This window comes from Bacillus sp. 03113, assembly GCF_006546985.1.
GTDB lineage: Bacteria > Bacillota > Bacilli > Bacillales > Cytobacillaceae > VATK01.
The window spans coordinates 1-21,778 of record NZ_VATK01000030.1; the positions used below are offsets into that span (position 1 = coordinate 1).

Annotated in this window: 33 protein-coding genes and 1 pseudogene; 1 reads left to right on the forward strand and 33 read right to left on the reverse strand. The window is 35.8% G+C overall.

Going from position 1 to position 21,778, the window contains the following annotated elements:
• From FDO66_RS19755 to FDO66_RS19900, 32 genes and pseudogenes are all read right to left on the reverse strand, one after another.
• Positions 1-422: pseudogene (locus FDO66_RS19755) on the reverse strand (hypothetical protein); the annotation flags it as partial.
• On the reverse strand, positions 422-754 hold the full coding sequence (locus tag FDO66_RS19760; protein ID WP_141434376.1) for a hypothetical protein: 333 nt from the start codon (positions 752-754) through the stop codon (positions 422-424). The pseudogene FDO66_RS19755 and the gene FDO66_RS19760, both read right to left, overlap by 1 nt.
• 35 nt (positions 755-789) lie before the next feature.
• Positions 790-921, reverse strand: coding sequence for an XkdX family protein (locus tag FDO66_RS19765; protein WP_141434377.1), 132 nt, complete (start codon positions 919-921; stop codon positions 790-792).
• Between the two features lie 4 nt (positions 922-925).
• Entirely contained in the window at positions 926-1,189 is a 264-nt protein-coding gene (locus tag FDO66_RS19770; protein ID WP_141434378.1) for a hypothetical protein, read from the reverse strand.
• A gap of 12 nt (positions 1,190-1,201) precedes the next feature.
• Positions 1,202-2,005, reverse strand: coding sequence for a hypothetical protein (locus FDO66_RS19775; protein WP_141434379.1), 804 nt, complete (start codon positions 2,003-2,005; stop codon positions 1,202-1,204).
• Positions 2,006-2,009: 4 nt separating this feature from the next.
• A complete protein-coding gene (locus tag FDO66_RS19780) occupies positions 2,010-3,224 on the reverse strand; it encodes a siphovirus ReqiPepy6 Gp37-like family protein (RefSeq protein ID WP_141434380.1) in 1,215 nt (404 codons plus the stop codon).
• Between the two features lies 1 nt (position 3,225).
• Positions 3,226-4,083 carry a phage tail domain-containing protein gene (locus FDO66_RS19785; RefSeq protein ID WP_141434381.1) on the reverse strand — a complete coding sequence of 286 codons (858 nt, stop codon included), beginning with the start codon at positions 4,081-4,083 and terminating at the stop codon, positions 3,226-3,228.
• On the reverse strand, positions 4,076-6,382 hold the full coding sequence (locus FDO66_RS19790) for a tape measure protein (protein ID WP_181444674.1): 2,307 nt from the start codon (positions 6,380-6,382) through the stop codon (positions 4,076-4,078). The genes FDO66_RS19785 and FDO66_RS19790 overlap by 8 nt, the downstream gene beginning before the upstream one ends.
• 192 nt (positions 6,383-6,574) lie before the next feature.
• Positions 6,575-6,955 (reverse strand): hypothetical protein, encoded by a 381-nt coding sequence (locus FDO66_RS19795; protein WP_141434383.1) that lies wholly within the window; start codon positions 6,953-6,955, stop codon positions 6,575-6,577.
• A 14-nt stretch (positions 6,956-6,969) separates the two neighbouring features.
• The gene (locus FDO66_RS19800; RefSeq protein WP_141434384.1) at positions 6,970-7,932 is read right to left on the reverse strand and encodes a phage tail tube protein; all 963 of its coding nucleotides are present in this window, start codon (positions 7,930-7,932) and stop codon (positions 6,970-6,972) included.
• Positions 7,932-8,090, reverse strand: coding sequence for a hypothetical protein (locus FDO66_RS21020; protein WP_181444675.1), 159 nt, complete (start codon positions 8,088-8,090; stop codon positions 7,932-7,934). The genes FDO66_RS19800 and FDO66_RS21020 overlap by 1 nt, the downstream gene beginning before the upstream one ends.
• Before the next feature lie 17 nt (positions 8,091-8,107).
• Positions 8,108-8,515 carry a hypothetical protein gene (locus FDO66_RS19805; protein ID WP_141434385.1) on the reverse strand — a complete coding sequence of 136 codons (408 nt, stop codon included), beginning with the start codon at positions 8,513-8,515 and terminating at the stop codon, positions 8,108-8,110.
• Positions 8,508-8,996 carry a hypothetical protein gene (locus FDO66_RS19810; protein ID WP_141434386.1) on the reverse strand — a complete coding sequence of 163 codons (489 nt, stop codon included), beginning with the start codon at positions 8,994-8,996 and terminating at the stop codon, positions 8,508-8,510. Before FDO66_RS19810 ends, FDO66_RS19805 begins: the two co-directional genes overlap by 8 nt.
• Positions 8,997-9,539: a head-tail connector protein gene (locus FDO66_RS19815; RefSeq protein ID WP_141434387.1), complete on the reverse strand. Its 543-nt coding sequence runs from the start codon at positions 9,537-9,539 to the stop codon at positions 8,997-8,999.
• Complete coding sequence (locus FDO66_RS19820; protein WP_141434388.1) at positions 9,539-9,865, reverse strand: hypothetical protein; 327 nt, start codon at positions 9,863-9,865, stop codon at positions 9,539-9,541. Before FDO66_RS19820 ends, FDO66_RS19815 begins: the two co-directional genes overlap by 1 nt.
• A 51-nt stretch (positions 9,866-9,916) precedes the next feature.
• Positions 9,917-11,179, reverse strand: coding sequence for a phage major capsid protein (locus tag FDO66_RS19825; RefSeq protein ID WP_181444676.1), 1,263 nt, complete (start codon positions 11,177-11,179; stop codon positions 9,917-9,919).
• A gap of 19 nt (positions 11,180-11,198) precedes the next feature.
• A complete protein-coding gene (locus tag FDO66_RS19830) occupies positions 11,199-11,810 on the reverse strand; it encodes an HK97 family phage prohead protease (protein WP_141434390.1) in 612 nt (203 codons plus the stop codon).
• Positions 11,752-13,062: a phage portal protein gene (locus tag FDO66_RS19835; RefSeq protein WP_141434391.1), complete on the reverse strand. Its 1,311-nt coding sequence runs from the start codon at positions 13,060-13,062 to the stop codon at positions 11,752-11,754. The genes FDO66_RS19830 and FDO66_RS19835 overlap by 59 nt, the downstream gene beginning before the upstream one ends.
• Positions 13,063-13,074: 12 nt before the next feature.
• Positions 13,075-14,760: a terminase large subunit gene (locus FDO66_RS19840; RefSeq protein ID WP_141434392.1), complete on the reverse strand. Its 1,686-nt coding sequence runs from the start codon at positions 14,758-14,760 to the stop codon at positions 13,075-13,077.
• The gene (locus FDO66_RS19845) at positions 14,757-15,290 is read right to left on the reverse strand and encodes a phage terminase small subunit P27 family (protein ID WP_141434393.1); all 534 of its coding nucleotides are present in this window, start codon (positions 15,288-15,290) and stop codon (positions 14,757-14,759) included. The genes FDO66_RS19840 and FDO66_RS19845 overlap by 4 nt, the downstream gene beginning before the upstream one ends.
• Before the next feature lie 191 nt (positions 15,291-15,481).
• Positions 15,482-15,832, reverse strand: a complete 351-nt coding sequence (locus FDO66_RS19850) for an HNH endonuclease (protein ID WP_141434394.1) — start codon at positions 15,830-15,832, stop codon at positions 15,482-15,484.
• Positions 15,825-16,004 (reverse strand): hypothetical protein, encoded by a 180-nt coding sequence (locus FDO66_RS19855; protein ID WP_141434395.1) that lies wholly within the window; start codon positions 16,002-16,004, stop codon positions 15,825-15,827. The genes FDO66_RS19850 and FDO66_RS19855 overlap by 8 nt, the downstream gene beginning before the upstream one ends.
• A 181-nt stretch (positions 16,005-16,185) precedes the next feature.
• The gene (locus FDO66_RS19860; protein ID WP_141434396.1) at positions 16,186-16,584 is read right to left on the reverse strand and encodes a hypothetical protein; all 399 of its coding nucleotides are present in this window, start codon (positions 16,582-16,584) and stop codon (positions 16,186-16,188) included.
• Complete coding sequence (locus FDO66_RS19865; protein ID WP_141434397.1) at positions 16,563-16,955, reverse strand: HEPN domain-containing protein; 393 nt, start codon at positions 16,953-16,955, stop codon at positions 16,563-16,565. Before FDO66_RS19865 ends, FDO66_RS19860 begins: the two co-directional genes overlap by 22 nt.
• A 252-nt stretch (positions 16,956-17,207) precedes the next feature.
• A complete protein-coding gene (locus tag FDO66_RS21025; RefSeq protein ID WP_181444677.1) occupies positions 17,208-17,366 on the reverse strand; it encodes a hypothetical protein in 159 nt (52 codons plus the stop codon).
• 30 nt (positions 17,367-17,396) lie between these two features.
• On the reverse strand, positions 17,397-17,939 hold the full coding sequence (locus tag FDO66_RS19870) for a site-specific integrase (protein WP_141434398.1): 543 nt from the start codon (positions 17,937-17,939) through the stop codon (positions 17,397-17,399).
• Positions 17,914-18,393, reverse strand: coding sequence for an ArpU family phage packaging/lysis transcriptional regulator (locus FDO66_RS19875; protein ID WP_141434399.1), 480 nt, complete (start codon positions 18,391-18,393; stop codon positions 17,914-17,916). The genes FDO66_RS19870 and FDO66_RS19875 overlap by 26 nt, the downstream gene beginning before the upstream one ends.
• A 132-nt stretch (positions 18,394-18,525) precedes the next feature.
• A complete protein-coding gene (locus FDO66_RS19880) occupies positions 18,526-18,912 on the reverse strand; it encodes a hypothetical protein (protein ID WP_141434400.1) in 387 nt (128 codons plus the stop codon).
• Positions 18,909-19,535 carry a hypothetical protein gene (locus FDO66_RS19885; protein WP_141434401.1) on the reverse strand — a complete coding sequence of 209 codons (627 nt, stop codon included), beginning with the start codon at positions 19,533-19,535 and terminating at the stop codon, positions 18,909-18,911. Before FDO66_RS19885 ends, FDO66_RS19880 begins: the two co-directional genes overlap by 4 nt.
• A gap of 32 nt (positions 19,536-19,567) precedes the next feature.
• Complete coding sequence (locus FDO66_RS19890; RefSeq protein WP_141434402.1) at positions 19,568-20,152, reverse strand: hypothetical protein; 585 nt, start codon at positions 20,150-20,152, stop codon at positions 19,568-19,570.
• A 305-nt stretch (positions 20,153-20,457) separates the two neighbouring features.
• A complete protein-coding gene (gene ssb, locus FDO66_RS19895; RefSeq protein ID WP_141434403.1) occupies positions 20,458-20,880 on the reverse strand; it encodes a single-stranded DNA-binding protein in 423 nt (140 codons plus the stop codon).
• 131 nt (positions 20,881-21,011) lie between these two features.
• Positions 21,012-21,179: a hypothetical protein gene (locus tag FDO66_RS19900; protein WP_220095187.1), complete on the reverse strand. Its 168-nt coding sequence runs from the start codon at positions 21,177-21,179 to the stop codon at positions 21,012-21,014.
• A gap of 108 nt (positions 21,180-21,287) precedes the next feature.
• Between FDO66_RS19900 and FDO66_RS21030 the strand changes: the two genes are divergently transcribed.
• A complete protein-coding gene (locus FDO66_RS21030) occupies positions 21,288-21,452 on the forward strand; it encodes a hypothetical protein (protein WP_181444679.1) in 165 nt (54 codons plus the stop codon).
• Between the two features lie 82 nt (positions 21,453-21,534).
• Here the strand turns inward: FDO66_RS21030 and FDO66_RS21035 are convergent, their stop codons facing one another.
• Positions 21,535-21,681 carry a hypothetical protein gene (locus FDO66_RS21035; RefSeq protein WP_181444680.1) on the reverse strand — a complete coding sequence of 49 codons (147 nt, stop codon included), beginning with the start codon at positions 21,679-21,681 and terminating at the stop codon, positions 21,535-21,537.
• Between the last annotated feature and the right edge of the window lie 97 nt (positions 21,682-21,778).

The window sequence follows — 21,778 nt, forward strand, 5'->3', positions numbered from 1 at the left end:
GTTCTAATCTTAGAGGCGTTTTGAAGAAAATACATTGTTGTTTGCTGTGTATCTTCATCTAGTTTTTCCGCATCTTCCGCCAACTGCGCACTAAGAGTATTGATTGGTTCAGGTGTTAATTCTGCAAATTGCTTCCACATATTATTTTGCCAAATATAATATTTACCCGTATCATTAACAAAAACCTTATCGTTTACTGTTGGATTAGGGTAGGTTGTGGCAATATCTGCAAATGTTGCAACCGGATTAAGATATACCCCTGCAACGTAAGAAAAAGCATCATCAGCTTTCGTTTTTGCTTCATCTGCTTTCGCCTCTGATGCACTTGCAGTTTCTATTGCTTGATCTGCTTTACCGTCAGCAGTCAAGGACTTATCGTATGCTATTTTTGCTATATTGCCTCCTGCATAAGGAAATGGCATTATCTCAACACCTCCATTCTAAAAAAATCTGTAGCATTTACAGTTATTGAAGTGAAAGGTGGAAGAGTACCATTGTAAACCTCTCCGGCAAATACAGTTCTTGTTACTCCATTAACGATAAATGTAAGGTTATTTAGGCCGTCATTTGCAATTGAAACACCGTTCATTTGATAAGAATAGTTTTTTGTAACATTCGTATTTCCTTCGTGGTAATCTTCTACAATCGGTTGGTTATTTGGTAGAGGAACATAACGATCTAGTACTTCATCCCAATACTGAGGAATCGCTTTGCCGTTGACATCCGTTATTATCGCCTTTGTATTGTACGGCATTTAATTCACCCCTTTTTATGAAAAAATAAAAGAACCTACGTTGTGTAAGGTTCTCCTGTTATTTCCGTATATTGTTCAGTTGTAATCCATCCTTTGTTGATGGCATTCTGTAATCCAACTTTATTAAGTCTTTCATCTTCATAAAGCCTTTTCAATGTTTCAAACATTAAATCACCCCATTAAACTTGCTAAAACTAACTGATCGACTGTCTCTTTCAATATATCTAGTTCACTTTTGGTTTTAGGTTGATTATTAATTAAGTCTATTTCTAATTGCGTTAATCCTTCTATCCAGGTGCCATTAACAAACTTTGCTTTATATAGCCCATTTGGAGGCTTAATGTTTACACAATCATTAGGTATGTTCTCACCCAATTGTAAAATTACTGGACCGACATAATAACCGTCTAGATCAATCTTAAATACTTGAGTCACATTAACCATCTCCTACACTAAAAATGGCGGTAAATTTAATTCTAAGAAATCTGCCCACTGCACATTTTTTATTTTTACAGTTCCATCTGTTTCAATGACAATATATGCTGCTTTTGTATTAGTCCCAGTATCACTATTGATCGTTGGGAATCTAAGTCGTTCATAGGGCTTATACCCATCAGGAAGTGTTGCTATAATTGTCCAATCTGCTGTAGCCCCACCCCATATAGTACCTTTTAAATGAACTAAACCGAATTCATCTTTGAAGTATCGAGGTTCAGCGTTTCCATTTCCAGTACCATTCCATCCATTTTGCAGCACTAATATGTTCCATTCTGGTTGATGACGTAATGCAAGCTTTCTTGCATCTTCACGTTCATCTGTTACTTTATTAGCAGCAATCGTTGATACACTGGCATCGACTCTTACTTGTACAAGAGGTATTTCCCATCGAGCCGAATTTTGTGTAAGGGAAGGAGCCGAAGGACTTACAGCTGGTGTCCCTTGTAAAACTGCTAATAAAATGGTGTTTGCTGTCCAATCAAGACGGACTACCACTCGATCTATACGAGGATTAACAGAATCTGCAGCACCAATTGGAAGAATTTCTAATGTATCAGATTCATAGTAATGACCTTCAATCCATGCAGCACCTGACTTTGATTTCACTTGCATTCCCGTAGAATCAGCATAAACTTCAAGATTGTTCATCACGCCAAACAAGACACCAGTACCATGCCAATGTTTCGCTATTTTAGACCACTGAAGTTCAGTTAAAATCGGGCTAGTTTCTAAGGGATAATAACTTTGTGACATTTCATCACCTTCTTTCTAAATTGCTTACTCGTCTTATAATTTTTTTCATTTTGTCAAAAATACCAATACTGTTTCGTGAAATACTATCAGGTGTACCGATTGTAGGGCTAATCCTCACACCTTCTGGAGTGATCCTAATTTTTATCTCCCGAACTACATCTTGGATAATATCTAGCTTATTTTGTATTTTCCTAACTCTCTCTTCATACAGAGAAGCCTGAAACATCGATATGAAGTAATTTACTTCAAGTATTTCAACAACTTCGTTTGGAATCGTTAAAATAATAGATACTTTATCTCCTAAGTTATAATCTCTTCCAAATGAAAGTGAATCTGTGTCAATAGGAGTAATAGAAAGGCTGTTTTGTTCACCTTTTGAAGCTAACTCTTCATCCATAGACTGCTGTAGTTCAGATATTTCAGATGTATTTCTTTGATCAATGAATGTTTCGATTCGACCATATTTCGTAATACTAGCATTGTCGCTCTTTTGTAATAGAATGCGATCCTTTCCCTCACCACCACCACCAACAATGGCAAAGTTAGTTTCGGGATCTTTATTTGAGTATTCGAATTCCAAAAGGTTCCCTAATAAAGGACTGAAAAAAGCTTGTTTAGTAAGATCAGTTGGTTGATAGACTTGGAATTCTAAATTACTGCCTATTTGAACAATTCGAAACCCTAGATCACCGCCAGATATTGCTAGACTTGAAAACATTTCGATTAGAGGGTGAAATCGTGCTCTTCCTGTTACAACGTTCCCTAGTCCTTGATCTGCAGCAATAATAAGGTTTTGCACCCTTCTTTCAGCAAGAGCATTAACACCTAGATTTGCTTCGATATATTCCTTCATAACTGTTTCGGCTGCACCCATTCGTATATCGTAATCTTGCAAAGAAAAATTACCACTCGGAACTGGATAAGCTAGATTAAGAAGCTTTCGATTATCGTCAACTCCTCCAAATGTCATCTTGTCTTGATCTTTATTCCATTTACGATTACGGCTTGTAATATCACCAGAAAATAATGTTTTCCCATCACGCTTTACGATAATGCCAGCTCTTTGATTTAATAATTGCTTTGTTTCTTTACAATCTGTGGGCAATTCTAATGCAAAAGAACCCACACCATTAAAGCGTGGGATTATGTCAAGATAATTATAATCATCGATCTCTCCAACTCGGTTTAGGTTTTGATCTCGAATGTATATTTTATACATATTATGGCCCCCAATACCGATTCTTGTAACTCAACTGCACTTTCGAATCATCTGTCACATCTGACATTTCTATACGAATACTATTTTGACCATCTTGGAGAGCCCAAAGTGAAGACTCGTCTGTCAGGGTGTAATACAAATTAGTTCCATCATTTCGAATTATTGTCTTAATAAAAGGCTTGGTATCAATCGTAATGCTTTCCCATGCTTCGAGCTTAATAGTCATTTCCAATACTTCACCTGTGGTCATATTCCTAAGTATGATATTTTCACCTGGTCCCGTAATGATCCATTCTGGCCAAGTTTCCACATCACCAGTATTATCGATCGTTGTATCGGCAAATACTGTAGATGATGCCAAGCGAAGTGGTAAGATCGGAAAAAATCGCCCTAAAGATTCATTTGTTTTAAAGGTTTTAACGATGGTTGCTGTATCGTACCAATAAGGATCGAAAGCTTTTAATACCAAAATGAATTTTTCCCAAATTTGTCCCGATTCATTGATTTCAAGACCGCCTTTGTATCGGCAGACTATTTCTCTTTGTGATCCGTCAGGGATTATTGATTTGATCTTTCCATCTCCTTTTAATGGATTAAAAATTCTCAATAATTGTCTTAATTTGTTCCGTATATCCATTTGAGTTTCCCCATTTATTTCTACAGGAAAATCCATTTCTCTTGCTTTTACTTTTACGTCTCGTGCTCTACTTCCTGGTTGAAAAGGTACTTCGTCTTCTGTATATTCTATTGGAGGCATGTAGCGACCAGAAGGGCCAATTGAAATACTGATGTCTTCTTGATCTGTTAAAACGTACTCGGTACCATTAGCATCAATCCAAGAAATTATTTCTTTATCCATAAAGCACCTCCATGTTTTGGAGGAGTCGAATTAGCCTTTCTTCAGTTATATCAACATCATTCCCATTAACCGTAATATGGTACGTATTTCCTGAGCCTTTTTCGCCGATTACTTTTCTAATAATAGCTTCAAGATCTGATAAAGCCCCAACAAACTCAGGTCGCTTCTCCCCGACCCCAATTATCTGCGGGCCGTAGAATACTCCACCTTTGTCGTACCAATTTACGTCTAAGTCCGGAACGGGAACGTTAACCCCAGCTATTTTTTTATTATTCATTTTTACATCAAAGTGTGGTAACGGTATTTTTACTTTCATATTTGAAAAAAATCCTTTGATTTTATCAATCGAAGATTTCACTAAACTAACTGCTGTCTGAAGTGGATGAGTTATAGCATTGGTAATTGCGCCAAAAATATTTTTCGCGGTATCAAGAATTCCTTGAAACTGAAATCGAGCCCCTGTAACCATGCTAGAAAAACGACCAATAACAGCAGAATAAATATTCCCAGCTACGGTTGATATTGCAGACCATAAAGACTGAAAAATATTAGCTCCAAATGTTCTAAGAGTATTAAAAATACTAATTCCTTCATCCACAAATCCTCTAAATCTGCCAACAATCTTGCTCACAAAGCCCGAAATAATATTCCAAATATAAGTATCAAGATTCTTAAAAACATTCACAGATTGATCCCAGAAAACTTTGAATAGCTCAATACCCTTAGTCGCCATTGCTTTAATTCCGCCTAAAATACGACCGAACATCAACAAATTTATTAAATTCCAAACAAATTCAATGGCTCCGAAAAATAATTGTTTAATACCTTCCCACATTTTTGAAAAATCGCCAGTAAAAAGACCTGCGAAAATCTTGATTAGCCCCATAATAACGTTTAGTGCTCCACTAATGACCCCTTTAACCGAGTCCCAAACCATTCCTATAATAAAAAGTATAACAGGTGCCAAAACCTTAAAAATCGCTGCTAAAATTGCGAAAAAATTCTGCACCGCAGAAATGATCTGTGCTCCGTTTTCGTCCCAAAATTGCTTGATTTTAGCGAATTGATCTTTGATAAAAGCAACAGCATCTTGGAGAATTGGGAGCGCGATACTTTTAATTGTATTGAAGATGCTTACAAAAGACTCACCTAGATTTCCTTCTCCCTTGAATAAATTCATTGCTGATTGGATCCATCCAGAAATGAATGAGAAAACAGTTGAAAAAATACTTTTTGCCGTTTCGAATCCAGATTGAATCGAAGAAACGACATTCATCATAATTTGTTGTGCTTGAGCTACTTGTTCAGGGGAAAGGCCTAGACTTGTAAGAATAGTTGAAGATTTTCCAACATCACCAGTTGCCATTGCCAAGAAAGATTCTAGTACGCCTTTAACCATATTTAATCCTTCAGAAATCTTTGTAGCAGCATCAGCAGCCTCAGGTGGAAGGATATCCATGATCATACCTTTTAAGCCTTTATCTTTCAAATTGCTTAAAAAGGAATCCATAATCGGTAAAATTCCCTCCATGACTCCTTTAAGTTGTTCAAAAGCTCCTTTTGTCAACTCTGCGCTGATCATCTTCAAATTATCACGCATCGTGCTGAGCATACCGTTAAACGTCTTTGATTGCTTATCCATAGCACCGCCAAAACGTTCACCTAATTGCTCAGTTAATTGAGGTAAAACATCTTTAGCAAACAATTTCCCGTTTTCAGACATCTTCATGATTTCTTGGACGCTTTTTCCTTGTGCATCAGCAATCATCTGCCAAGCTGGGATCCCGCGTTCAGCTAATTGGTTAATTTCTTCTGCTGATATTTTTCCTTTAGAGGCCATTTGGAAGATCGCCATGGAAATACCTTCGAGTTCTTCTTGCCCTCCACCAACTGCCGAAACTGCATCACCGACAGATGTTAAGGTTTTAAATAGATTATCTCCCTCAAAACCAGCCATATTAAGTAGCTTTGCTGCTCTATCTAATCCTTCAAATTCAAAAGGAGTTTTAGCCCCCATGACTTGTAACTCTTGCAATGTCTTTTTAGCTTCTTCTTGGCTTCCAAGTATCGTTTCCCAAGCTATGTTTGATTGCTCCATCATAGCGTTATAACTTACCCCAACCTTGCCGACAATACCAGTTAAAGCAAGAAGGGCTGCTCCCGCAACCTTGGCGCTCGTCTCGACCACATCCAAAGCAGCAGAGGCGGACTCGCGCACACTCCCGAAAGCCTGTCTAACTGCTCTGCTTGCTTGATCTCGAGCAGATAATATAATCTCAACGGTATTTCTTCCGGCCATGGTTACGCCCCCTCTGCGCTTCATATTGGTTGATCGTATTTTGAGTTAATTCAAATGCCTCGATATAAACAGAAGGCTGATCCAGATACCCGCCATCAAAAGGCAAACAGTGAAACTCTTTACACATCAAAAAGAGTTTTAAGTATTTATTCGAAAAAGGACGACCTCCCATATGATGAGAGATCGCCTGAATTAGTTTTTTTCGTCTGTTTTCGATAGCGAATTCATGCTATCTACTTCTTTCGAAATCATATCGAATACCTTGTCATCCATATCTTTTACAGAATCGATCGTAATATCGACATCCGACTCGCTCCAATCCTTAATGGCTTGGGATAGCTTATAATACGCTACCTCTTGAACCTTTCCGATAATACCGATCATCTCGGTTGGAACATCTTCTTTATTATCCGTTTCAATTCTTTTAATTGCTTGACTGTCCATCCCTGCAAACATCGAAGAAAGACGACTAGCTATCTCGTCCTTTACTCCCTTACTTAAGTATTGAAGCTCTACCCAACCACCTTCAAAATTAATTCGCTTGGTGGGCTTGTTTTTCGCAAATAAAGGCATTTATAATCCTCCTTTTAGTAAGATGACTTTGTATTAATCAATGTTATTTTCATAGCATTTGCACTAGCAGCATCATATTTTGCTGTACCTTCTACTTGTGCAGTGATCGTTTCGGCACCACCGACATTTATCGGGAACGCTGTATAACGTAATTTAGGAATATCGATCGTTATTTTAAAATTATTTGATCCACCAATCGCTGACCCTGTTAGTTCAATTTTGGATGCTACCTCTGATTGCGAACGGAATCGATTGTATTCTGCTAAATCCTTTAAATCAAAAGTAAAACTAACTGTGAAAGCACGTTTTCCGTTTCTAAGAATTCTAGAAACCTCTTTTGTGCCATCTAAAGTAGCTCGCCCTTCCAAATTGTTATTAATTCCGAATTCAAGAGTTTGCAAATCATCGTTGTCAACTCCATCAATCGTAATCGCTGCTTGGTGCCACAAAAATGGATTGGTTGTTTCAAAGCTTGGTGTCGTTTTAGCAATCATCTCAAGCTTTTTCGCAATGACAGCAGCAGACCCTTGCATAATTTTGCTATCTGTCCCAAATGAGAAGGTCAATTCATTTACAACAGCACCAATATATTGAAATGCTTGTTCAAAATCACGATGAACTTCAAATGTATAAGGTGGCAGGGCGCAAACATTAGAAAAATTAGCTTGTACAGGGGTAAAAACATGCTGATAGACTCCTGCTTCTAACATAGTGGTTACTGGAGCCCCGAAAGCTGATCTTAAAAGATGGCCAACAATATTCGGATAAACATCAAACGATAAATCTCCAGCTACAGTGCGACCGCCCTCATAAGAAGCTCCTTCATCCACTGTACCATTCATAGTTTCGGACATTACTTGTTCAATTTCTTCTGTAAATCCTTCCGATGCGAATTTGATATAATCACTTGCAGCAACGGGCGTTCCCCAAGTTGTCTCCTTGCCAATACCAACATGTGCTAATGCTCCAAATGGCATTATTCTTCACCTTCTTTCTCGACATTTCTTGCTTTTTTCTCACGAAAAAGACCGGTTGAATAAAGTGTTTTATTAAATTCCACTTCATCACCGGTCTTAAATACTCCATGTTGAGGAATTTCACGTTCCTCATCACCGATATATATCATTTTTTTCATAATTTAAAGGCCACTCCTTAATCTTCTGTAGTAGCTACTAGTGTTAATTCTGCAACCATTAATGGATTTGTTTGCTCTAGCATGGCAAATACCTCTCCACTACTTACTGTATTAAAAAGACAAGTTCCACCCAAACTTAAATCAGAGCGTAACTGTTTAATAGAGTCGTATATTAAATTTCTGATTTCCTGTTGAGGAACTTTAATATCACTCGTATTAATTGGGACATATATACGAACAGTCCATTGCCAATTAATAGAGCTACGTCTTGTTGTTTTTTCACTTTGAGAAAAACCATCAAAGTACAATGTTGCTGCAGGTAATTGAGACATATTTTGAGGTTCATAATCATAAGCCTGTTTTATGCCAGAAACGGTCTGTAAAGTTGTTTTAATCTTATCTGCCATTACATTCAAATCAACCATTTTGAATCTCCTCTATTGCTTGTTGAACACCCTGTGCAAAAAGGCTGCTAATCTCTCCTGAACTTTCCATATCATGAATAGTACCTTCTAAAAATTTATAAGCTTTTACTCCTGGATGTCGTACTTGTTTCACAAACAGGGAACGTCCACCAATAGGAATACGTAAATAAGACCCGCCTCTTCTGCTCTTTCTAGGCTTAATTATGTGAGATTTAGCCCCACCTTCAAGGATATGACCTACAAAGTATTGAGAGCCTATTATTGACTTATCTTTATTCGTTTTACCACGTATTGTTTTTACGAGGTTACCTTTTTTAATAAGACCAAGAGATCGTATTTTCTTCCTAACTTGTTTAGGTGCTGTTCTTGTAATTCTTTTCATACCCTCTTTGATCGCCTTCGGTGCAATGTCTTCATTTTGATCAATGAGGTGCTGTAATTCAGGACTTATTTCAACTCTAGCATTGATTTCAGCTGCCATTTACATCACCTTCTTATATGGTCCGACTAAAGCCTTAACTTGTGAAGGCAAGGCTTCTGGACGAAACACAAATCCTTCTTGAAACGTAGTGGAAAAACTAGCAATATCAGATTTAAAATAGGACATTACAAGATGTTTGCAAGCAAGTTCAAGATCATTAGGAATTTCACTAAATCCAGCTATATAAGACACAAGAATATTGATATCACCTTCTGGCCAAACTGAATTTTTACGGATCAACGTCCCATTACTTTTTTTGACTTTATAATCTGCTACATCTAAGGAGGTTTCATCAATCGCGACAGAAATAATTTCTTTAACCGGGTACTGTTTAAGGTGTAGATACTTGCTACCCCCTCCGTCATATTCCTCATCTATATAGGTTTGTTCTTTAAATTTACGTTCACAATAATTTTCAATTGCAGAGGAAGCAGAATTGATTAATCCTTCTAACATGGAATCTTCAGATGTTTGTTCAGTGCCAATTTTTAGATAGTTTTTGACAGATTCAAGTGTGGTTAAAGCATTTGAGGCAACAGGCATTATTCCTCACCTAACTTTGCTAATTCGGCAAGCGCCTCTTCTTTTCCCTGTACTTTTTCTCCATTAGGAAGCAGATACCACCCACCGCCAACATGATTTAGGCCTTCTAATATGTCTATTTCATTTTTTTCTAAATTTATTTCAATGGCTGAATCATTTTTCTCTGGCTTTATTTCAACAACTTTAACTTCTTGTTGCTCATAACTTTTTGCAAGTCCAGCGTTTATCCAAGATGTTGCTACTTCTTCGGTTACTTCTGTTACATTGCCAGGAACAAGACTCCACGTTTCTGCTGCCATACTTACTAACATCATTACTTTTACCATAAATTCAACTCCTTACAAAAAGATAAGAGACGACTATAAGTCGCCTCTTCATTATGATGCAGGATTAGCATAATATTTAATTGGACCTTGACCAGCATCAATTAATAAAGCATCATGACGACTGAAAGCGATAAAGCCAATTTGTCCATTTTCAATATATTTTTCAGAGATACGAACAATCATTAAGTCTAATACATCACGAATAAAGTAATTTGCGAAATCACCAAATAAGATAGACTTAGCACTTGCTGCCATATCTGCCATATCTGTATTGATTCGATATGGTTTTCCTAGAATAGTATCTGGTTCAGCAGCAGTTAAGCTAGGCTGCCATAATGGAAGGCCATTTGAATCCTTTAGTTTACGGATAATTTTTAATGAATTATCATTGAACATCCACTCAGCATTTGCTCGATACAAAGGATTTACAGAATGTTGAAGATCAACTAAATCATCGTAAGTGATTGATCCGGTTTGACCTGTAGCTCCTTCTTTCCCAAGAGTAGACCCTGTTACAACTCCTTGTGGTTGACCAGAACCTGTTCCAGTTGTAAAGTGCTGGTTTAAGATACGAGCAATACGTTCAGTAATTTTTTGACGAATAAAAGCTTCCACATCAAACGCTGAATCTTGAAGCAATTCGATAGGAATTAAAAATGTTTTTGAAGTGTATTTGTATGCCTTTAAGATTTTTTGAGCAAATACAGGATCAGTTGCATTTCCTGCGGCCGCATTTTCACCGACAATAGCACCAACATTCGCTGTATCATCATTGGTTGGGATTGGCAAGTCATTCCCTGATCCAGTTCTTAAGATGGTTGCACGAGACTGTCTCATCCCGCCAAAAGGCTTCATGGCTGAAATAATTTCATTATAGAATCCTTGTGGGACGGTAAATCCACCAGAAGCTCCTGTTACTGCAGAAAGAGCACGTGCTTCAAAAGTTTGGCGACCATTATCTAAAATAGTGCGTTGTTCAGTATCCAATCCTTGGATGCCTGTTTTTAACCAGCTTTTATAAGCATCGCGATATTCCTCTGTTTCCAGTGTAGGAATATTACGATTTTCATTATTTTCTTTCTTTTGCCCTTTTTTCTCAAACGCTGCTTTTTCCATTTCAGCTCGTTGCTCTTCCATGCGCTTTTCTCGGTCAATTGTTGCTGTTAAACCATCAATATCAGCAGTTATCTTATCATATTGAGTTTGTTCTTCACCACTAAGTGAACGCTGCTCTGTTACAGATTTTTCGTGAATTTCCTTCGCTTGTTCCCAAAGATTTGCGCGTTTTTGTAGTAATTCTACTATTTTCCCCAAAATAATCCACCTCTTCTAGTTAAAATTTTAATTTTAAAAGTTGTAATTCTCTTTCCCTTTGTTCAGTTAAAAGGCTTAATTTATCTTTTTGTTCACGTTCATCAACAAAAAGTTTGTAAGGATCATGAGATCTAGCTGAAACTTGACTATCAGGATAAGCAGGAAAAGCAACGGGGCTTATTTCAACTAGTTTTGCTTGTGTAATACTTCGAACGATGTTGTCTGGATCTGCTTCATCCCACTCTTGCTTTTGCATTTGAAAACCAAATGAAACGCCATCTACATCTCCTCGCTTAATGGTTTCGTATGCGTCATTTCCGAGTGTAGTATTAGGTAAATCCAGTTCAAAACGTAACCCTATTTCATCCTCAATTAGCCTAAGCGTCCCATTCTTTGTACGACCAAGTACCTGGGATGTATCGTGAGACCAAAGTGCAAGTTGATCATCACTTGTTAAGGAATCGGAAAATGCTCCACGCTTAAACTGCTCTTTAAACCTCTTCCAATATCCCATTGTGACAGATTTCATTTCCCATTTAACGGCATAACCTGAAATAGTACGATTACCGCCATCAGTTTCCCTGATCTCCATTTGTTCCGTCACTATTCCCCTTGTTTCCGTTTTGTCCATTACGATCACCTCCTCCCTCTGGTGGTTTAGTCAATCCAATTTGATCGACAGCAATCATGGCAGAGTTAACTAAATATTTCTTGCCTTGACCACCTTCTTGTGGATTCATATTTTCAATTTCACGCCATTCATCGGCGTTAATAATGCCATTCTGACGTTGAATCTGAAGAGCTTCATTGCGCGTTTTTGCATCTCCTCGTAATAAACCATCAACTAGAAACTCTGCAAAAAAACTCTTATCCTGTGAAGTGGATAAGAGCTTACGTTTTACCTCTTGCTCAATACGAATAAGCCATGGGCGAATTGTGTGGACTACGAATTCAATTGATTGATGTTCAATATTACTAAAGGTGGCTCGTTCCAAGTCCCCAACCATGTGAGGCGGCACTCGAAACATTCTCGCAATCTCCGTTACTTGGAATTTACGAGTCTCTAAAAATTGACTATCCTCAGGAGGAAGCCCGATTTGTTTATAGGTTAATCCTTCTTCTAAAATTGCCACTCGGTGTTGTTTTTCTAAGCCTTGATGCATTTCATTCCAACTAGTTCTTAGACGTGTCTGAGCATCCTCTGATAAATTATTAGGATGTTCTAATACTCCACCAGGTCGAGCGCCATTCCCGAAAAAACTAGCGCCGTATTTTTCTGTTGCTATCGCTAACCCTACAGCTTCACGTTGCATTCGAATAACCGAATATCCTACAAGTCCATCAAATCCTAGTCCTGGGACATGAAGAACTCTCCAAGCAGGAAGAGCAACAGTCTGCCCTGTCCGAGGAATAGTTGTATGATACCAAATCGATCCATCCATTTTTCGTTCAACTGTTGTTTGATTAGGTAAAAGTGGCCATAATGCTTTTGCTCGTCCAAAATTATCCCATTCAATCCAAGCGAAAGCATTTCCCCACGTTACAGCATGAGCCATTAATGTTTCCCAAAACGTATATGATGTCATGTTTTCATTAGCTTCTTCATGCAATAAAGTGTATAAAGGGTGGTTAGGAGCACGTTCTTTGCCACCAGTTTTCAATCGCTTATAAGTGATAAAAGGTAATGATGCTACTGTTTCAGATATGATTCTAGTACAAGCAAAAACGGCTGTATTATTTAAAGCTGTCGTTTCATTCACGTTTACACCTGATAACGATGGGCTTCCTCCGTTTGCCCAATCTACAAACCATTGTGATGGACTTGACAAAGTACTTGTCGAACGTTTTTCAATCCATTTACTGATAATAGGTATTTTTATCAATTTACCACCTCCTTAGAACGTTATGAGTCCTCTACCCTCATAAACGCTTTTTTTGTTTATATTGAGCATTGCTCGAACATGAGAGTTGATGGTTGCTGCTGCAGGGTCAATCCTCTCTGTAGACTTCGCTTTGTCCAGCATAATATTGTCATTTGGATCACTTCTTGTCACAGCATTCCCCATAGCAAAAGACAGAACCGGGCTATCATCATGTTCTAAATTACCTTGATAAACCTGTTCTCTAAAGTCTTTTGTAGCCTCACCAAGGGATTTAATTCCTTGACGGATTTCAACCACTGTATATCCTTCGCCCTCCATATCCTGCATAAACTGAGTTGCATTCCACGGATCCGCACAAATTTCTCTAATTTTAAGATCATAGGTTTTTTCTTTCTCCATGATATAAGCTTTGATAAAACTATAATCGACTACCGCACCAGGTGTTGGAGTAATCCATCCCTGAGAAGACCAAAGTTGATAGTGTGCTTTATCAGTTCTAGACCTCAATGCCAAGGTATCTTCAGGCATAAAACTATGATTCTTAATAAGATATTTGCTTTCTTTTTTCGTTTCAAAGTTAAGACTAGTTAAGTCAATCTTTGCAGAAAGGTCAACACCTATTACAACCTCTTGCCCTCTAAGTTCTTCCCAGTCAATTTTGCGACCACATTTTTTCCATTTGGACATATCCATATAGCCATTTTCTTTTTGATCAACCCAGCGATTCATACGTTTAGTGAGGAAGGAACGCATTTTTTCAGGGTTATCTAAGGCTATTTTCAAGTCACTACGAAGCTTTTTAATACCAGCTTCATAAGTTGCTACAATCGGATTTGCTTTAATCCAATTCCTCTCATCCTTAATGTCATCGTCTTGATCTAACTCACAAATAATAATGAAATACTCATCATTATCTACTGGATTATCAGGATCTATTACCTGGGAGCAATACTTGTATTCCTTGTAGCATGGGCCATTTATATTAAATCCTGCTGTTGTAATGATGAACATTAAGGTATTTTCACGAGCACCCATCCCAGAATCGATAACATCATATATTTCTGATGTATCGTGAGCATGATATTCATCAACAATCCCTAAACTTGGATTCGTTCCATCACCAGTTTTCTTCGCTTCTTTAGAAAGGGGAACAATAATGGAACCACTACGAATGTGAGTAATTTTCCCATAGGCATCCTTATACTTACCTGATAGAATATCGCATGAATCAAGTTGTTTAAGAACATCACTGTATACAAGACTAGATTGCTGTCTATCCCAACCAGCAATATAACATTCCTCTAATTGATCCGATAGAAAAGTAATGTAGGAAGCGATCAATGCAAGGAACTGTGACTTAGCGTTTTTCCTAGCAAGCTCAATAAAAACACGAAGAAAGCGCCTTTTATTAGTCTCTTTATTAAGAAAGCAAAATATATTGGCTGCAACAAATAATTGAAAATCGGTAAGTTCGATATATTGACCGGCTAAGACACCTTTGAAGTGCTTAAACTGTTTAGCCCATTCATAAAAATCATAAAGATGATCAATGTCAAAATAAAATGGACAATCATCATTCTGAGTTCTGTTTAGGTCATTAAGGAATCGTCTACATGCCCAAATATGTTTTTGGCAAGCAGAAATCGTGCCATCTAAAATATCATAGACATAATTTATTAGTCTTTCTTCTAAATTCACACACGATCACCGAAGCGTTTTTCTGCTTCTGTTTGTGGTTTTTCTTCTTGTTTTTTAGGCATAACTAAACGACAGCGAGACGAAATGGTTAATCCAAGGTCTCCTGCTGCTGTTCGACATTGCTTGAAAAGCTTATCTTGATTGATGAGTAGATCTGAATAGGACTCATTGGTAACGATCTTGACTCCTTCGTCAACAACATTACCTTCCTTATCTTTTTTTACATACTCAACTTCTTCTGTTGGAGAAATCTTCATTAAGGATTCAGTTACTTCTAAGTACATTTTTTTGGCCAATAAAAAACGAGCTAGTGCATCTATATCAAGATTAGTCATAATCTCAATTCTCACAAGCTCGTCAGATATTTTTTTAAATTCCCTTTTCAATTCCTTAGGGAGATAGGTTGGTGGTCTTATTTTATCAGCTGGCGCTTTAACCTCAATAGCCTGCCTATCTGCAATTTCTTGTTTTGTTAAATGTTTTTTACCTTTCAAAAGCACCAATTCAACTGGTTGTCGTTGCCCTGCCATCCTATTACCTCCTTTCTGGAAATTTTCCGTGGGGAATTTTTTTTACGGAAAGCTGGGGGGCGGTCTATAGCCCAAAAGCTGTAGAAATCTGAATACCCCCTACCATTGTCAGAATTGTGTCTATAATACACACAATTAAAATTGTCTGAATTGTGTATTATTTATATACAATTTAATATGTTGTCATCTGTCTATCTATTGCCGAAGCCACCATCTTCTTTCACTGTCTTACGACTATGACATGAGTGACATAAAGCTTGATGGTTAGTAGGATCCCAGAACAATGGATCATTAGGACCTGACACAGCAGTGATGTGGTCAGTATGTGCACTCGGAGCACTGCGACAACTAACACAGATTGGATTTTTCTTACGGAACCATTGTGAATACTTCCTCCATCTAGCCCCATACCCACGTTGTGCAGATGTGCCTCTGTTCTGGTCATACTTATAATAAAGTTGTTTATGGTCCTCGCAGTATCGCTCTCGTGTTAAATTAGGGCAGCCATGATTATTGCATGGTTTTAGTGGTTTACTAGGCATTAGTAAATGCTCCACCCTTTTTCCTTTTTAAACCTCTATTGTTGCCACCCATAATATCTATCCAATCTTTATGGCTTAAATTATCTTTTTTCTTTTTCTCTTTATTTTTTGGAGAACCTAGCTGAACTAGTTTTTTCTTTTCATAATCACTAAGATGATCTGAAAGCTTCATATCAATCACCTACTTGATTTTATTGGATAATAAATTTGCATATAAAAAGACGATACCCAATTGAGTACCGTCTCTTGCTGAATATGAAGAAGGTCTGACAAACCTAATATTTCACACTCTCATATTAACATATCTAAAACCAAATGGACTGCCAACATACTGCCATAATCCTGCCAAAAAATTATTGGATTCTGTAAATGTAAGCATCCTCTATATAAACATTATTAATAGAATTTCTGGAAAATCTTATTCCAGAAATAGAGTTTGGATCAGTTCTAATTGCAATGCCTAGTATTTTAATTAATGGATAGTTCGGACTTACCACTGAAATATTCTGTAAAGAAATATCTATTTTATCTCCTGTATTTTCCATTCTTTTTAACACGCGCTTTATTTCTGAATAAACTCTTTTTGGAGTTTGAAAATCAACATTTTTAGATGCGATAATTAATCTCCAATTATCATTTTCAGAGTTAAATAACCATAGAGCAGAATGAACGTTTAAATGAGCTTCATCTAACTCTTTAATCAACTTTTCTCCATCTTTAAAGTCTCTTTCTACCAATGTTGTTTTATCCATCTCAATACCCCCTCTTCAGGATCAGCAACTGCTTCAAATATATCTCGTGCATCTTTTTCAGAATGTCTACTATAACGAGCTCGCTCTGACCAATCCTTTACTACTGCCCAATTTATATCTATTTCTTCTGGAGGTCTACTATAACCGACTACACCAAGTAATGTATTTAGATTATGTGTATAAATTTTATCTATCATTTTTTTATCCGGGAAATCATACTGTTTAGTATTTTTCGCAATCCAAGCTTTAAGCCCACATTCCACAACATACCCAGATAAATAATAGGCTCCGTCGAATAAATTGCTTTCAAGTAATATTCGAGCTTCTTCTAATCTAATTGTTGCAAGTTCCTGCAATTCTCCTCTATTCATTTTAACCTCCCAATAAAACTTTCTATGTAGACGACTATGTCAATAATTTATCATAACAATTACTGATTGCCTAATTACCCATATCTTATATTTTGATGCATTCCCTAAAAGGCTGAAAGCCTTGATATATATACTATTGTACAACTTCTGTATAATGAGTTACACATTTATTTTTTATGGGGAATTAATAAATATAGACAAAAAAATACCCATATGCACTTAAGCAAATAGGATGTATAATCTTACTGTTAATTACTTAATTCCGTACTGTTCTTTTAAAGAATCAACTCTGATCATAACTTTATCAAGTACACGTTTTTCCTGATTAATATCTTTCTTGGAAGCATCAGGTCTTTTTACATAATGCTGTAACGCATGTTTTATAATCTGCAATTCCTTGTACTCTGACATCTGTTATTTTCTCCTTATATAGTATTAGCCTTATATTTTAAACTTAATCATTGCCTTATCCATGCTGTCCTGGTTGACTCCAATATATCTTAGTGTTATTTGAGGTGAGCTATGATTAAAAATCTCTTGGAGCATAGCCACATCCTTTGTTTGTTGGTAAAAATGATAGCCAAAGCTTTTTCGAAGTGTATGAGTGCCGATTTCATCAAGTCCAAATTCTTTTGCGGCCTTTCGAAGAATACGATAAGCCATGTTTCGGCCAATCGGTTTATTCCTTCCTTCGCGACTCTTGAATAAATAATCATCGTCTTCTTTTCCTTCGATATATCTTTTTAGTTCTCGTCTCAAAGAAGGAGTAATTTGAATGCGTTTCTGTTTTCCTGTTTTCGTTTCTCTCAAACTAAAATGAGACTTCTTAGCATCCTTAACCTTTAACGGCAAAATATCTGAAATACGAAGACCGGAATTGATACCGGTCACAAATAACATATAATTACGCTCGTTTTGTTCTTTCAAATAAGTCTTTATGCTTTTTATTATTTCTGGATCACGAATTGGCTGCACAAAATTCATTGCTAATCCCCTTCTTTTCTTCATATGCTTCTATTCTTAAGACAAATGCCAACTTGTAAAAGGCTTGGGACTTAATACGTCTGTATGTTCTTTCGCTCATATGGAGCTCTGTAAATACTTGATAATCAAAAGTTTCATAATTAGTCATGTATCTTAGAATCAGGATAGCTCTTTCTTTATATCCAAGCTTATTTACAGCCATAGATATTTTCTTAATATAATTTCGTCTATATCTATCGTAGTCAGCATTATTTATGGCCGCATCTTCAGTTGAAGAATGAAACTTATTTGTATTTGTAGGTGGTATAAGGGAATAGGTTTGAGTGATTTTTGGTAATTGATCAGCATCTTGAGACAACAACATTATCCGATATTTTTCTAAAGCTTCTTCAACGCGCTTCTTTGTGGTCGAACGATCTATGACAGCTAATTGAAATTCTAATTGATTTTCCATCTAAAAATATCCTCCTTCCAATAAAAAAAGCGGACACCGATTAACAGCAAATAAATGCTATTAAATCAGTGTCCGCACGCTCTCGGTCTTGGACTTATTTATTTCTTAAAAATAAAAACCAATAATTCACAATCAACTTCCAGACATTTCTTTATTAAACTCAAACAATCTTTCAGCAGCTATTTTGTAAACTTTCTCCCTATCTTTTGGACCAATTGCTATTATACCCATTAAGATCTTTCCATTTTTTGTTGGGCGATAAACAATTCTCAAAGACAAATCCTTAGGTTTGATTTTAGCAAACCCACTTAAATTTGTATTATTTTTATGACCTAAAGGTTCACCTAAACCATCTGGTTTAAGCAAAGGTCCCTTTTTCCCTCTATTAATGATTAAGGCAATGATAATATTTCGTTGACCTTTTCCATATTTAGATAAGTCTTTAGAAGCTTTTTTGCAAAATTTAACTACTACATTATATGCACCTAACTGTTGATTAATTAACTCTTCAGCAGTCATTCGTTTTCGTCCTCAAGTTCATTAAGGATTTCCAAAATCTCATTAGCATCTAGTTCTAATTCATTTATAACATCAACAATATCTATTTCAACAGAATCATTTTGTCTTTCTATAGCAGTTTGGTACATAATTTCGTCAATTGCATCATCAATAGCTTTCTCATAAGAAGTTAATTGACTATATCTATCTTTTGTAGTTATTACCACATTACCAAAGTGTAATATTGATTTTTCTTTTAATTGATCAGAAATATAATTTTCCAATTCTAAAAGTCGAAACCAATGAATTTTATTTAGGTCATTTTTATGTTGGCCATTTTGAATATGGGACTTATCAAATTTACTCACACCTTGCCCCACACCCTTTCTTAACAATTTAGTTCCTGAATCATATCCCCTTTTTGGAAACTCCTCTGTTATTGTTAAGGTATTTTCTCTTGAGCTATATATCACTAGTCCATTATTATATTCATATTTATATTTTTCTGTGTTCCCTAATATTCCTTTTTTTAAACCTATATTTTTACTATAATTTTCACTTTTCCTAGGTGATTGAATTTGAACTTCGATATTGTCCCATTTATAATATTGAGATCTTTGTTCTACAGGGTAAGTTAGTGTCATTTTTCTCACCTCTCTAAAAAATAACGTAATTTTTACTTAATTTTTTCTAAGGACGATAATGCTTCATTTAACAATTCTATAGTTTTTTCCACTTCACTTTTTGTTAATTCAACCGTGATCCTTTCCACGTTATCCTGATCCTCTTTTGAATAATTATCGCGAACAGATAATCTTAATAGTAAAGAGTGTGATATTATCTCTTCTGGGGTTTTTTTACTCCTCTTAGTTAATATTTCATAATCTACTTCATCTAGAACATTTGTTATACTTTGCGTTTGTACATTTATGTATTGAATTAAATCATCATTTAAAAAATATTCTGAAATTATGTCAATTTTATCTAAAAATTTAATATCTTCTGTTTTATCATTAACTTCTCTTAAATCATCATCTAGAAACTCTCTTCTTGAGATAAGTCTTGACAAAGACAAAATTTCAAAAGAAATTTCCATAAACTCTTTCTCATTAAATGATGAATTTATTTTTGGAAGTTCACTTTCGATATCAATAGAGAAATTGATTCCAACATTTTTCTGTCTCCACATTACAGATATATCTTTTTCATTAAAAAGGTAAGAAAAGTATTTAACATATTCTATGTATTTATTAATCTCCATGATTATTAGCCTCCCCCAAACTAAAGAATATTAATGGGTTCATAATAGCAAAACTTAGCAATGATTTATGTCGATTCGTGTCGAATAAAAAGTAACATTTCAATTCTTATTACATATAATAGATAATTTTTACTATATAAGTCAAATATTAATAACCACACAATCACTTCTTAAGCTAATTTTGTTTCTAAAATTGAACTACAATTCTAATACATTGCTAAAAACTTCTAATTCAGATTTAAAACTCTCCCACACACAGTAAGGAGAGTTTAAACTAAATTATTATTTTGAGGAACTGATTATTTTCAAAATGGAAGGTTATCATCATATGGTCGAGTGTTAGCAAAATGTCCTTCATTTGTAAATCCTTGATTGTGAGGCTGAGATTGCTGATTTGGCTGGTTTCTATTACGTGTATCAAGAAATTGTACACTCTCTGCTACCACTTCTGTAATATAGACACGTTTGTCATCCTGCCCTTCATAACTTCGGGTTTGAATACGACCATCGACTCCAGCTAAACTTCCTTTCTTCAAGTAATTAGCTGCATTTTCAGCCGGGCGCCTCCATATCACACAATTAATGAAGTCTGCTTCTTTTTCACCTTGTTGATTCGTAAAAGTGCGATTAACAGCTAGGGTAAAAGTAGCAACTGGAACACCACTTGGTGTATAGCGTAAATCAGGATCTTTAGTTAAACGTCCTACAAGGACAACTCGATTCATCATGAATTTTTCAACTCCTATCTAACCTCTATGATAACCTTTCGTTTGGACTTTTAAAAATGAGTCTGCTTTCTTTGTAACCTTTTTTAATAGTCCTGATTTTTTACGGCTTCCTTTAAGTAATTTTTTCATAATTAATCCTCCATAATTGAGTTTATTTTTGATAATGGTACTTCTGGTTTAATTTTCTTAAATTTTATTACAGCCTTATCATCAATTTGTTCAAATTCACGACTTTCATAAGCACCATATTCAATAATGATATGTTCTAGTTTTTTAATGTCCACAGTTACGATTTGCATCAACTTTTCTATCATTTTGTTTCTTAAGCTATGCTAACCTTTTAATGTGTTAAAATTATACAATTTTTATGGTAAACTAATTTTTAGATTGCAACTGGAGGTAAAAATATGGATTTCTTCGTTGATTTATTTTGGCTTTTATTCAATATTGTTTGTGTTTTCTTATTTGGATACCTATTGTACAAGCAGCACGTTATAAAAAAAGACCAGGATTATTTAATTAAGCTAAATCATGAAATAATTGATAAGTTAAAAGAGATACAAAGGAAGTAATTAAAGCATTGTACTTTTTAAGTCTTTCTACTTAAACAAAACAATCAAACTATCATGCGATTCGACTGTTTTGTCTAAGTGACTACTTTTTCATTTGAACATCAACTTCATACAGATATTCAGTGTCCTCTGATTCGCAACATGGTGAAACTTCTGGATCATTATCTCTTGTAACTGCAAATTCTTTTTGACAATCATTGCAAACATACAGATCCATGATCTTTCTCATAATTGACTCCTTTACTCTTTTGTTTCTTTAGCAAATTAACTGCAGCTGTCCCGTTGCATCTGTAATTAATTCCGTTCCATAATCCTCTTCTAATATC

Excerpts from the sequence above, each read along its gene's own strand:
- FDO66_RS19760 (WP_141434376.1), bottom strand. The coding sequence starts at position 754 with ATGCCGTACAATACAAAGGCGATAATAACGGATGTCAACGGCAAAGCG.
- FDO66_RS19765 (WP_141434377.1), bottom strand. The coding sequence starts at position 921 with ATGTTTGAAACATTGAAAAGGCTTTATGAAGATGAAAGACTTAATAAA.
- FDO66_RS19775 (WP_141434379.1), bottom strand. The coding sequence starts at position 2,005 with ATGTCACAAAGTTATTATCCCTTAGAAACTAGCCCGATTTTAACTGAA.
- FDO66_RS19780 (WP_141434380.1), bottom strand. The coding sequence starts at position 3,224 with ATGTATAAAATATACATTCGAGATCAAAACCTAAACCGAGTTGGAGAG.
- FDO66_RS19785 (WP_141434381.1), bottom strand. The coding sequence starts at position 4,083 with ATGGATAAAGAAATAATTTCTTGGATTGATGCTAATGGTACCGAGTAC.
- FDO66_RS19790 (WP_181444674.1), bottom strand. The coding sequence starts at position 6,382 with ATGGCCGGAAGAAATACCGTTGAGATTATATTATCTGCTCGAGATCAA.
- FDO66_RS19795 (WP_141434383.1), bottom strand. The coding sequence starts at position 6,955 with ATGCCTTTATTTGCGAAAAACAAGCCCACCAAGCGAATTAATTTTGAA.
- FDO66_RS19800 (WP_141434384.1), bottom strand. The coding sequence starts at position 7,932 with ATGCCATTTGGAGCATTAGCACATGTTGGTATTGGCAAGGAGACAACT.
- FDO66_RS21020 (WP_181444675.1), bottom strand. The coding sequence starts at position 8,090 with ATGAAAAAAATGATATATATCGGTGATGAGGAACGTGAAATTCCTCAA.
- FDO66_RS19805 (WP_141434385.1), bottom strand. The coding sequence starts at position 8,515 with ATGGTTGATTTGAATGTAATGGCAGATAAGATTAAAACAACTTTACAG.
- FDO66_RS19810 (WP_141434386.1), bottom strand. The coding sequence starts at position 8,996 with ATGGCAGCTGAAATCAATGCTAGAGTTGAAATAAGTCCTGAATTACAG.
- FDO66_RS19815 (WP_141434387.1), bottom strand. The coding sequence starts at position 9,539 with ATGCCTGTTGCCTCAAATGCTTTAACCACACTTGAATCTGTCAAAAAC.
- FDO66_RS19820 (WP_141434388.1), bottom strand. The coding sequence starts at position 9,865 with ATGGTAAAAGTAATGATGTTAGTAAGTATGGCAGCAGAAACGTGGAGT.
- FDO66_RS19830 (WP_141434390.1), bottom strand. The coding sequence starts at position 11,810 with ATGGACAAAACGGAAACAAGGGGAATAGTGACGGAACAAATGGAGATC.
- FDO66_RS19845 (WP_141434393.1), bottom strand. The coding sequence starts at position 15,290 with ATGGCAGGGCAACGACAACCAGTTGAATTGGTGCTTTTGAAAGGTAAA.
- FDO66_RS19850 (WP_141434394.1), bottom strand. The coding sequence starts at position 15,832 with ATGCCTAGTAAACCACTAAAACCATGCAATAATCATGGCTGCCCTAAT.
- FDO66_RS19855 (WP_141434395.1), bottom strand. The coding sequence starts at position 16,004 with ATGAAGCTTTCAGATCATCTTAGTGATTATGAAAAGAAAAAACTAGTT.
- FDO66_RS19860 (WP_141434396.1), bottom strand. The coding sequence starts at position 16,584 with ATGGATAAAACAACATTGGTAGAAAGAGACTTTAAAGATGGAGAAAAG.
- FDO66_RS19865 (WP_141434397.1), bottom strand. The coding sequence starts at position 16,955 with ATGAATAGAGGAGAATTGCAGGAACTTGCAACAATTAGATTAGAAGAA.
- FDO66_RS21025 (WP_181444677.1), bottom strand. The coding sequence starts at position 17,366 with ATGTCAGAGTACAAGGAATTGCAGATTATAAAACATGCGTTACAGCAT.
- FDO66_RS19870 (WP_141434398.1), bottom strand. The coding sequence starts at position 17,939 with ATGAATTTTGTGCAGCCAATTCGTGATCCAGAAATAATAAAAAGCATA.
- FDO66_RS19875 (WP_141434399.1), bottom strand. The coding sequence starts at position 18,393 with ATGGAAAATCAATTAGAATTTCAATTAGCTGTCATAGATCGTTCGACC.
- FDO66_RS19880 (WP_141434400.1), bottom strand. The coding sequence starts at position 18,912 with ATGACTGCTGAAGAGTTAATTAATCAACAGTTAGGTGCATATAATGTA.
- FDO66_RS19885 (WP_141434401.1), bottom strand. The coding sequence starts at position 19,535 with ATGACACTAACTTACCCTGTAGAACAAAGATCTCAATATTATAAATGG.
- FDO66_RS19890 (WP_141434402.1), bottom strand. The coding sequence starts at position 20,152 with ATGGAGATTAATAAATACATAGAATATGTTAAATACTTTTCTTACCTT.
- ssb (WP_141434403.1), bottom strand. The coding sequence starts at position 20,880 with ATGATGAATCGAGTTGTCCTTGTAGGACGTTTAACTAAAGATCCTGAT.
- FDO66_RS19900 (WP_220095187.1), bottom strand. The coding sequence starts at position 21,179 with ATGCAAATCGTAACTGTGGACATTAAAAAACTAGAACATATCATTATT.
- FDO66_RS21030 (WP_181444679.1), top strand. The coding sequence starts at position 21,288 with ATGGATTTCTTCGTTGATTTATTTTGGCTTTTATTCAATATTGTTTGT.
- FDO66_RS21035 (WP_181444680.1), bottom strand. The coding sequence starts at position 21,681 with ATGAGAAAGATCATGGATCTGTATGTTTGCAATGATTGTCAAAAAGAA.